This is a genomic window from Polaromonas sp. P1_G2 (assembly GCF_056405515.1).
In genome coordinates, this window is sequence record NZ_JBFUBY010000278.1 from 1 (window position 1) to 9,100 (window position 9,100).

Annotated in this window: 8 protein-coding genes; 3 read left to right on the top strand and 5 right to left on the bottom strand. The window is 64.0% G+C overall.

The genetic code is table 11. The features are described 5' to 3' along the window. On the top strand, positions 1-1,889 hold a 1,889-nt coding region (locus AC1D0P_RS21285; RefSeq protein ID WP_477678572.1), incomplete at its 5' end, for a cyanophycin synthetase. A gap of 677 nt (positions 1,890-2,566) precedes the next feature. Here AC1D0P_RS21285 and AC1D0P_RS21290 read toward each other — a convergent pair. After that, complete coding sequence (locus tag AC1D0P_RS21290) at positions 2,567-3,061, bottom strand: cysteine dioxygenase family protein (protein WP_477678578.1); 495 nt, start codon at positions 3,059-3,061, stop codon at positions 2,567-2,569. Positions 3,062-3,261: 200 nt separating this feature from the next. Here AC1D0P_RS21290 and AC1D0P_RS21295 point away from each other — a divergent pair, with 200 nt between their 5' ends. Both AC1D0P_RS21295 and AC1D0P_RS21300 read left to right on the top strand, forming a co-directional pair. After that, complete coding sequence (locus tag AC1D0P_RS21295) at positions 3,262-4,092, top strand: urease accessory protein UreD (protein WP_477678573.1); 831 nt, start codon at positions 3,262-3,264, stop codon at positions 4,090-4,092. A 256-nt stretch (positions 4,093-4,348) separates the two neighbouring features. Beyond that, on the top strand, positions 4,349-4,813 hold the full coding sequence (locus tag AC1D0P_RS21300; protein ID WP_477678574.1) for a hypothetical protein: 465 nt from the start codon (positions 4,349-4,351) through the stop codon (positions 4,811-4,813). 609 nt (positions 4,814-5,422) lie between these two features. Here the strand turns inward: AC1D0P_RS21300 and alaC are convergent. The 4 genes from alaC to urtE form a co-directional block, all read right to left on the bottom strand. Then, complete coding sequence (alaC, locus tag AC1D0P_RS21305) at positions 5,423-6,625, bottom strand: alanine transaminase (RefSeq protein WP_477653300.1); 1,203 nt, start codon at positions 6,623-6,625, stop codon at positions 5,423-5,425. A 127-nt stretch (positions 6,626-6,752) separates the two neighbouring features. Continuing rightward, positions 6,753-7,163, bottom strand: coding sequence for a ribosomal maturation YjgA family protein (locus AC1D0P_RS21310; protein ID WP_477678575.1), 411 nt, complete (start codon positions 7,161-7,163; stop codon positions 6,753-6,755). A 15-nt stretch (positions 7,164-7,178) separates the two neighbouring features. Further along, positions 7,179-8,024: a DUF817 domain-containing protein gene (locus AC1D0P_RS21315; RefSeq protein ID WP_477678576.1), complete on the bottom strand. Its 846-nt coding sequence runs from the start codon at positions 8,022-8,024 to the stop codon at positions 7,179-7,181. Between the two features lie 191 nt (positions 8,025-8,215). Further along, positions 8,216-8,908 carry an urea ABC transporter ATP-binding subunit UrtE gene (urtE, locus tag AC1D0P_RS21320; RefSeq protein ID WP_477678577.1) on the bottom strand — a complete coding sequence of 231 codons (693 nt, stop codon included), beginning with the start codon at positions 8,906-8,908 and terminating at the stop codon, positions 8,216-8,218. Positions 8,909-9,100 lie beyond the last annotated feature (192 nt).

A 9,100-nucleotide genomic window follows, 5' to 3' on the forward strand; every position in this document is an offset into this window, starting at 1 on the left:
GCCTGCCCGTGGTCGTCAAGCCGCAGGATGGCAACCAAGGCAAAGGCGTCACCGTCAACATCAGCACCCGTGAGCACCTGGACATCGCCTACAAGACCGCCGCCGAACACGGCGAGGTCATGGTCGAGAAATTTCTGCCCGGCAGCGACTTCCGCCTGCTGGTGGTCGGCAACAAGCTGGTCGCCGCCTCGCGCCGCGAGCCGCCGCAGGTGGTGGGCGACGGCCTGCACACCGTGCGCGAACTGGTCGACATCGTCAACCAGGACCCGCGGCGCGGCGAAGGCCACGCCACCTCGCTCACCAAGATCCGTTTTGACGACATCGCCGTCGCGCGCCTCGAAGTGCAGGAGCTCACGCCCGAATCGATTCCCGCCAAGGGCCGGCGCGTCATCCTGCGCAACAACGCCAACCTCAGCACCGGCGGCACCGCCACCGACGTCACCGACGACGTGCACCCCTCGGTCGCCGCGCGCGCCGTGGCCGCCGCCCAGATGGTCGGCCTTCACATCTGCGGTGTCGACGTGGTCTGCGAAAGCATGCTGCGCCCGCTCGAGTCGCAAAACGGCGGCGTCGTCGAAGTCAACGCCGCGCCCGGCCTGCGCATGCACCTGTCGCCCTCCTACGGCAAGGGCCGCGCCGTCGGCGCCGCCATGATCGACGAGCTCTTCCCCGCCGGCGACAACGGCCGCGTGCCCGTCATCGCCGTCACCGGCACCAACGGCAAGACCACCACCACCCGCCTGATCGCCCACCTGATGGCCGCCGAAGGCCTGCGCACCGGCATGACGAACACCGACGGCGTCTACATCAACGGCCGGCAGACCGACAGCGGCGACTGCAGCGGCCCCAAGAGCGCGCGCAACGTGCTCATGCACCCCGACGTCGACGCGGCGGTGTTTGAGATCGCCCGCGGCGGCGTGCTGCGCGAAGGCCTGGGCTTCGACCGCTGCGAAGTCGCCGTCGTCACCAACATCGGCAGCGGCGACCACCTCGGCCTGAACTACATCACCACCGTCGAAGACCTGGCCGTGCTCAAGCGCGTCATCGTGCAGAACGTGTCCAACACGGGCTATGCCGTGCTCAATGCCGCCGACCCCATCGTCGCCGACATGGCCGCCACCTGCCCCGGCAAGATCATCTTCTTCGCCGCCGACCGCCACCACCCGCTCATGGCCACGCACCGCGCCCAGGGCAAACGCACCGTCTACGTCGACGGCCCCATGCTGGTGGCAGCCGAAGGCGCCTGGGTCGAGCGCATCCCGCTGCAGGGCGTGCCCGTCACCCGCGGCGGCAGCATCAGCTTCCAGGTCGAGAACGTCATGGCCGCCGTCGCCGCCGCCTGGGGCGCCGGCCTCAACTGGGACACCATCAGGCGCGGCCTCGCCAGCTTCGTCAACGACGCCCACAACGCGCCCGGCCGTTTCAACGTCATGGACTACAAGGGCGCCACCGTCATCGCCGACTACGGCCACAACCCCGACGCCATGCGCGCCCTGGTGGCAGCCGTCGACGCCATGCCCGCCACACCCGGCCAGCGCCGCAGCGTCGTCATCAGCGGCGCCGGCGACCGCCGCGACAGCGACATCCGCGACCAGACCATCATCCTGGGCGGCGCGTTCGACGACGTCATCCTCTACCAGGACGCCGCCCAGCGCGGCCGTGCCGACGGTGAGGTCATGGGCCTGCTGCGGCAGGGGCTGGAGGGCGAGCACAAAGCTCGCCGCACTCAACGCATCGATGAGATACGGGGGGAGTTTTTGGCGATTGATACTGCGCTTGAGCGGCTGTCACCAGGGGATCTTTGCCTGGTGCTCGTCGACCAGGTGCAGGAGGCTTTGGATCACCTGGCTGCGCGGGTGAAGGATGCTAAGGAGAAGGTGGCGCAGTGAGGATTGAGGCCGGTCTTGCTCCGGCGGGGCGTCCTTCTCTTGATCTTGCTGGCCGGGGGTAGCCCGGCGGCTACTCACTTTTCTTTTGCTTCGCCAAAAGAAAAGTAAGCAAAAGAAAAGGCGACCCTGGTTGCTGCGTCCCTTCGCTGCGCTACGGGCAACCTGCGGTGCTCGGTCCAGACGGGGTCTCGCTAAACTCGCTTCGCTCARACAACGCGATCCCTGATCCGTCTGGCCCTGCGCTCCTCGGCGCATCCACAAGGGGTGGGGATGGAATACCAATACCGAATACCTGAAGACACAAGGACTCGCCGTGGCGAGTCCTTGTTTGCATTTATCTCTTTGTCTCTTTGGATTTCTTCTGTCTTCKGTTCCCGCTCCCGATTGCCCCGTCCTGGCTGGGCCGAGGAGCGCAGACGTAGGCGGATCAGGGATCGCGTTGTYTGAGCGAAGCGCAGCGTAGCGAGTTTAGCGAGACCCCGCCGTAGTCGAGCACCGCAGGTTGCCCGCAGCGAAGCGTAGGGACCCAGACTGCGGGTCGCCTTTCTTTTGGGTACTTTTCTTTGGCGAAGCAAAGAAAAGTGCCTCGCCGCCGGGCGACCCCGGCCAGCAACCCTCAGCAAAGAGCACGGAGGAAAGGGAGCGCGCAGCCGGCGCAAGACCTGGCCAAAGAAGCCTTAGCTCTCGTTATGCTCCAGACTAACCCTCTTCCGAGTCCCAGCCGAAACATCATAAGTATTGAAGCTACTCATCATCCGCCCATAAAGATGCAAACTCACCGCCCGAGGGCGCTCCAGGGGAACACCAGTCACATGGATGTGGTCGGGATTCGGCACAAAGCTGGTCACCGCGCCGCGCCCCAGAAGGATGACGCCACCACGCACAAGGTTGATGCCCTCATCGGTGTTGCGGTCCACTGACAGGCGCACATAACTCCGTTCCTCCAGCACGCCTTCGAGCACACCGACCACGCCCCAGCTTCCGTGGTCGTGCACCGGCGTCCACTGGCCGGGCGACCAGACCAGGGTGTAGAGGGACAGGCTGGCATCGGGCGCGCTGTAGACCAGGTTGCGGGCGTAATGGTCCGGGTCGCTGCGGTAGTGCTGCGGCTCCAGGAAGTCGCGGCCTGGTCTATCAGCTCCAGCATCCGCGGCGCGAGCGCCAGCACACAGTCGGCGGGATCCATGCGGCGCTGCGTCTGCTCGACGGCGCTGGAGATGAAGTGGTCAAGGGCGGAGGTGGCCATATTGTTTGTGTTTCTTGTCAGGCGTATCAACGAATGGGCGATGGCTGGACCGGAACCAGCTTGCGCACCACCCTTTGGGGAAGCACGAAATATACCAGCGGCGCTTACGCACGTTAAACTTCGCCCATGACCTGGAACGCGACGCTCGCACTCGACTACACGCACCAGGCCGGCAAGACACTTGCCCACTTCCGCCACAGCGGGCCGCTGCGCATACTGCAAAGCCTGTACCCCGAAGGCGACGCGATCTGCCACAACGTCATCGTGCACCCGCCCGGCGGCCTGGTCGGCGGCGACACGCTGGAGCTGGCCTTCAGCGCCGCGCCCGGCACGCACGGCCTCATCACCACCCCCGGCGCCACGCGTTTTTACCGCTCCACCGGCGAGCCCGCGCTGCAAAACACCCGGCWCACGCTGGCCGCCGGTGCGCGCATGGAATGGCTGCCGCTTGAAGCCATCTGCTACAGCGGCTGCCTCGCCGAGAACCGCCTGACGATGGCGCTCGCGCCCGGCGCCGAACTCATGGGCTGGGACGTCACCGCGCTGGGCCTGCCCGCCGCCGGCCAGCCCTTTGAAAACGGCAGCTTTCGCCAGCACATCGAGCTGCCCGGCGTCTGGCTGGAGCGCGCGCGGCTGGACGCGAACGACAAACTGCTGATGGACAGCCCCGTCGGCCTGGCCGGCCGGCGCTGCATGGCCACGCTGTTTTTTGTGGCCGGCAGCAAGCTTGAGCGCAAACGCCGTGAACTCGCGCTGGACTGCGCGCGCGAAGTCCTGCAGGCCCACTCCCTGGCTTCCAGCGCCGGTGCCACCAGCCCCGACGCGCAGGTCGTTGTGGTGCGCGTGCTTTCGCCGGTGGTCGAACCCGCCATGGCCTTGCTCAGGCAGGTGTGGCAGGCCTGGCGCAAGGAGATGTGGCAACTGGCGCCGTCGACACCAAGGCTCTGGTCGACCTGAAGCGCCGCGCCCGTCGAAGGTTGAAGGTCGAACAAGCCGGGCTGTATATATAAACATCAAAAGCATCAAATCCGCACCCCTGGGGCGGATGTGCGCCCTATGAGAGACCCGTCCTACATGGGAATGGGCATAGGGCACGGACGGCCCGGAGCTTTTCCTTTCACGGCCCCGGCCGGGCCCGGCCCAGACTCCATTCATCGACATCCGTCGAGTTCGATCAAGGAGTTTGACCATGATTTCATCCCGGAATTTCCGCTTGGCCCAAAGCGCCGCCATCTTTGGTGTCGCCGCCCTGCTCTCCCTGGGCGCCACGGCACAAATCGCTTCCGGCACCACAGGCATCGACGCCACCGGCGATGCCAAGAGCGAGATGAACGCCTGCCTGACCGGGCGCACGCAGCAGGACCGTGAAACCTGCATGACCGAAGTCCGTAACGCCAACGCTGCCAAACGCGCCGGCAAGGTTGACAACGCCAACGGCCAGTTCTCCGCCAACGCGCTCAAACGCTGCGACGTCTTCAAGGGCGAAGACCTGATCGCCTGCCAGGCCCGCATCGTCGGCTACGGCAAAGCGGACGGCAGCGTCGCCAGCGGCGGTGTGGTCCGCCAGGTAGAGACCGTCGTCGTCCCGGCCGGCGCCACCAACGTGCGCGTACAGCCGCAGACCTCAACCGACAACATTGTGGTGATCCCGGCGCCCGCCGCCGCGCCATCGCAATAACAGTTGCCACTCGCTCCGCCGGGGTTTGATGAAAACCCCGGATGAAGCAGAAGCAAAGGTGGGCCGCAATGCGGCCCACTTCTTTTGTGGGCCGCAATGCTGTTGGGGAGTGGGTCTTTAGGCCGGTTCTTGCTCCGGCTTGCGCGTTCTCTGCTGAGGGTTGCTGGCCGGGGGTAGCCCGGCGGCTACTCACTTTTCTTTTGCTTCGCCAAAAKAAAAGTAAGCAAAAGAAAAGGCGACCCTGGTTGCCGCGTCCCTCCGCTTCGCTACGGGCAACCTGCGGTGCTCGGTCCAGACGGGGTCTCGCTAAACTCGCCTTCGGCTCAAACAACGCGATCCCTGATCCGTCTGGACCTCCGCTCCTCGGCGCATCCACAAGGGGTGGGGAAGGAATACCAAATCCAAATACTGAAAACCACAAGGACTCGCCTTGGCGAGTCCTTGTAGCACCGCAGGTTGCCCGAAGCGAAGCGTAGGGACCCAGACTGCGGGTCGCCTTTCTTTTGCTTACTTTTCTTTGGCGAAGCAAAGAAAAGTGAGTCGCCGCCGGGCGACCCCGGCCAGCAACCCTCCGCAGCGAGCGCCCCGCCGGAGCAAGACCGGCAAAGACTACCGAACTCCATCAGCCTTAAACATAGCCTTAATCCCCCTAACAGCCTGCCGAATCCGCGCCTCATTCTCAATCAAAGCAAACCGAACATAGTCATCCCCGTGATCGCCAAAGCCAATCCCCGGCGACACACAAACCTTGGCCTTGTCGAGCAGCTGCTTGGCAAACTCCAGCGAGCCAAGCTTGCGATAGGCCTCCGGGATCCGCGCCCAGATGTACATCGAGGCTTTGGGGCAATCCACCGGCCAGCCGGCTTCGATCAGGCCTTTGTAGAGCACGTCGCGCCTGGCCTGGTATTGCGCGGCGATGTCTTTCACGCATTGCTGGTCGCCTTCCAGCGCGGCGATCGCGGCCACCTGCAGCGGCGTGAAGGTGCCGTAGTCGTGGTAGCTCTTGATGCGGGCCAGCGCCGCCACCAGGTCGGGGTTGCCGACCATGAAACCGACGCGCCAGCCGGCCATGTTGTAGCTCTTGGACAGGGTGAAGAACTCCACCGCGATGTCCTTGGCGCCCGGCACCTGCATGATGGACGGCGCTTTCCAGCCGTCGAACACGATGTCGGCATAGGCTAAATCGTGCACGACGAAGATGTCGTGCTTGCGCGCCAGCGCGATGACCTTCTCGAAAAACTCCAGCTCCACGCACTGGGCCGTCGGGTTCGAGGGGAAGCCCAGCACCATCATCTTGGGCTTGGGGTAGCTGCCGCGTATGGCTTTTTCCAGCTCGGCAAAAAAATCCGTGTCCGGCGTCAGCGGCACCGAGCGTATGTCGGCGCCCGCGATCACCGCGCCGTAGATGTGGATGGGGTAGCTCGGGTCCGGCACCAGCACGGTGTCGCCGCGGTCCAGCGTGGCCAGCATCAAATGGGCCAGGCCCTCCTTGGAGCCTATGGTCACGATGGCCTCGCTGTCCGGGTCTATGGCCACCTGATAGCGGCTCTGGTACCAGTGCGCGATGGCGCGCCGCAGCCGTGGGATGCCTTTGCTGGCCGAATAACCGTGGGTGTCGGGGCGCTGGGCCACCTCCACGAGTTTGGACACGATGTGCGCCGGTGTGGCGCCGTCGGGGTTGCCCATGCTCATGTCGATGATGTCCTCGCCGCGCCGGCGCGCCGCGAGTTTCAGCTCGGCCGTGATGTTGAAGACGTAAGGGGGAAGGCGGTCAATGCGCGCGAATCGGCGCTTGCCTGGAGAAGCAGACATAGAAGGAGACTTTCACGTGAGCGCCCGGAACCGTCCGAGCGACGTGGCCGGCAATGGGGCCGGCCCGAAAACATCCTAACCGAAAAGCCGCTTAAAAAATCCTGGGTGTTGTTGCGCCGCCATGCATTTACGCCCTCTTCAAAAGGAAGAGAGAAAGAAAAGAGCGGAACCGCACCAGAAGGAACTCCAGCGCCAACACCAAAACAAATCCACAGGCATACGCCAGCACGTCCATCCAGTCGGCCACCGAGCCCAGCACAATCCGCAGCACCCGGTTCTCGACATGCCAGCCGTTCACGGCCGCCACATACTGGGCAAGCTCGACCCCGCAGCCCACCCCAAACGCGGCCAGCGCCAGGCCGGCAGTGTTGGCCTTGATCACTGTCTTGAACAGAAAGTACACCCACACCACCGCCAGCACGTCGCCGACAAAACCCCGCAGCCAGGGGTGGTGCGACCACACGGTCGCGATCAGCACTTCAATGATGAAGATGAACACGGCCCACAGTGCCGCCTCGCGGTCAAAACGCAGCTTCATGCAGGGGCCCCCGCGTCAGTCAGGCACATGGATGCGCGCCTTCACATGCTTGAGGTTGGCCACGATGGTGAAGGTCATCACCACCAGCAGCGACCAGGAACTCCATTTGCCCACATGCACGAGGGACCAGGCGCCGAGCTGGTTGGGGTAGTGCCACAGGCTGAAGAAGGTGCTGATGTTCTCCGCCACCCAGATAAAAAACCCGATCAGCAAAAATCCCAGCAGCAAGGGCATGCTGCGATCCCGGTCATAGGGCCGGAAGATCACCGAAGACCTCGCGTACAAGCCCGCCAGGCAAGCCGCGATGTACCAGCGGTAGTCGCCCCAGAAATGGTGCGTGAAAAAATTGSCATACACCAGCACCGCGATCACCACGGCCATCCAGTGAGGCGGGTGATGCCGGATGCGCAGGTCGAACAGGCGCCATGCCTGGATGATGTAGCTGCCCACCGCCGCATACATAAAGCCCGAAAACAGCGGCACGCCGAACAGCTTGGTATAGGCAAAGTCCGGGTAGCTCCAGGACTGGATGGATCCCGAGGTCTTGAAGACCTCCAGCGCGAACCCCACCACGTGAAAGAGGCAGATGGCTTTGAGTTCGTCCAGCGTTTCCAGTCTGGCCAGCACCATCCAGCCCTGGATCAGCAGCGCGATCACCAGCAGCAGGTCATAGCGCGGAATACCCGCCACACCGGCGCGCGGCACCAGGAACACCGCCGCAAAAAACAGCCCGGCAAACAGGCAGGCCCTCGCCTCCTTGAGGCCGAAGCAGCCGAACTCCACCAGGAAGCGGCGAAATCCCGACAACCCCGCGTGCGTTTTCTCCCGGATCAGCCAGTTGTCCAAGGCCAGCAAAGCCATCGGCGCGTACCTTTTTATTGATTGTTTTTCAGAGCCGGCTTGTCGCGCCCGCAGGGGTGGATCCCGCGGCAGCCAATTCGGCGACCGCTGCGATTCTACGTTCGCGCCCGGGGAGCGAATCCCGGCGCGCCCGCAGTCATAAAAAAGCCCGGCAGAAGCAGGGCTTTGATTCGGCGCCGGCAGGCAAAGCGCTAGATCGCCACCAGCTGCCGCACGCCGTTGGYTTCCATGTCCTTGCCCTGCCCGCGCGCGATGAACTCGCCGCGCTCCATCACCAGGTAGTCGTCGGYCAGTTCCTGCGCGAAGTCGTAGTACTGCTCCACCAGCAGGATGGCCATGTCGCCCCGGTCCGCCAGCATGCGGATCACGCGGCCTATGTCCTTGATGATGCTGGGCTGTATGCCCTCGGTTGGTTCGTCCAGGATCAGCAGCTTGGGCTTGGCCGCCAGCGCGCGTGCAATGGCCAGTTGCTGCTGCTGCCCGCCCGACAGGTCGCCGCCGCGGCGGTTCAGCATCTGCTTGAGTACCGGGAACAGTTCATAGAGTTCGGCCGGGATGGGGGTCGACGCGCTCTTGTAGGCCAGGCCCATGCGGAGGTTCTCTTCTACCGTGAGGCGGGCGAAGATTTCGCGGCCTTGGGGGACGAAGCCTATCCCTGCTCTTGCCCGTTCATAGGGGGTGCTGGATTGGATTTGTTTGCCGTCGAAGTCGATTGTTCCGGTTTTGATCGGAACGAGGCCCATTAAGGATTTCAGGAGCGTTGTTTTGCCTACGCCGTTGCGGCCCAGGAGGACTGTTACCTTGCCCAGGTGGGCGTCCAGGCTCACGTCTCTGAGGATGTGGGAGCCGCCGTAGTATTGGTTGATGTTTTTGGCTATGAGCATATGGGTTCCTTACTCTTGCCGGAGGGGTTCTGATTGGAGCGCGCTCTGCTGAGGGTGGCTGGCCGGGGTTGCCGGCAGCAACTCACTTTTCTTTGCTTCGCCAAAGAAAAGTAAGCAAAAGAAAGGCGACCCGCAGTCTGGGTCCCTACGCTCCGCTTCGGGCAACCTGCGGTGCTCGACTCCGGCGGGGTC

What these genes read in the sequence shown, in the direction of transcription:
- alaC (WP_477653300.1), bottom strand. Translation starts at nt 6,625, where the DNA reads ATGTCTGCTTCTCCAGGCAAGCGCCGATTCGCGCGCATTGACCGCCTT.
- AC1D0P_RS21310 (WP_477678575.1), bottom strand. Translation starts at nt 7,163, where the DNA reads ATGAAGCTGCGTTTTGACCGCGAGGCGGCACTGTGGGCCGTGTTCATC.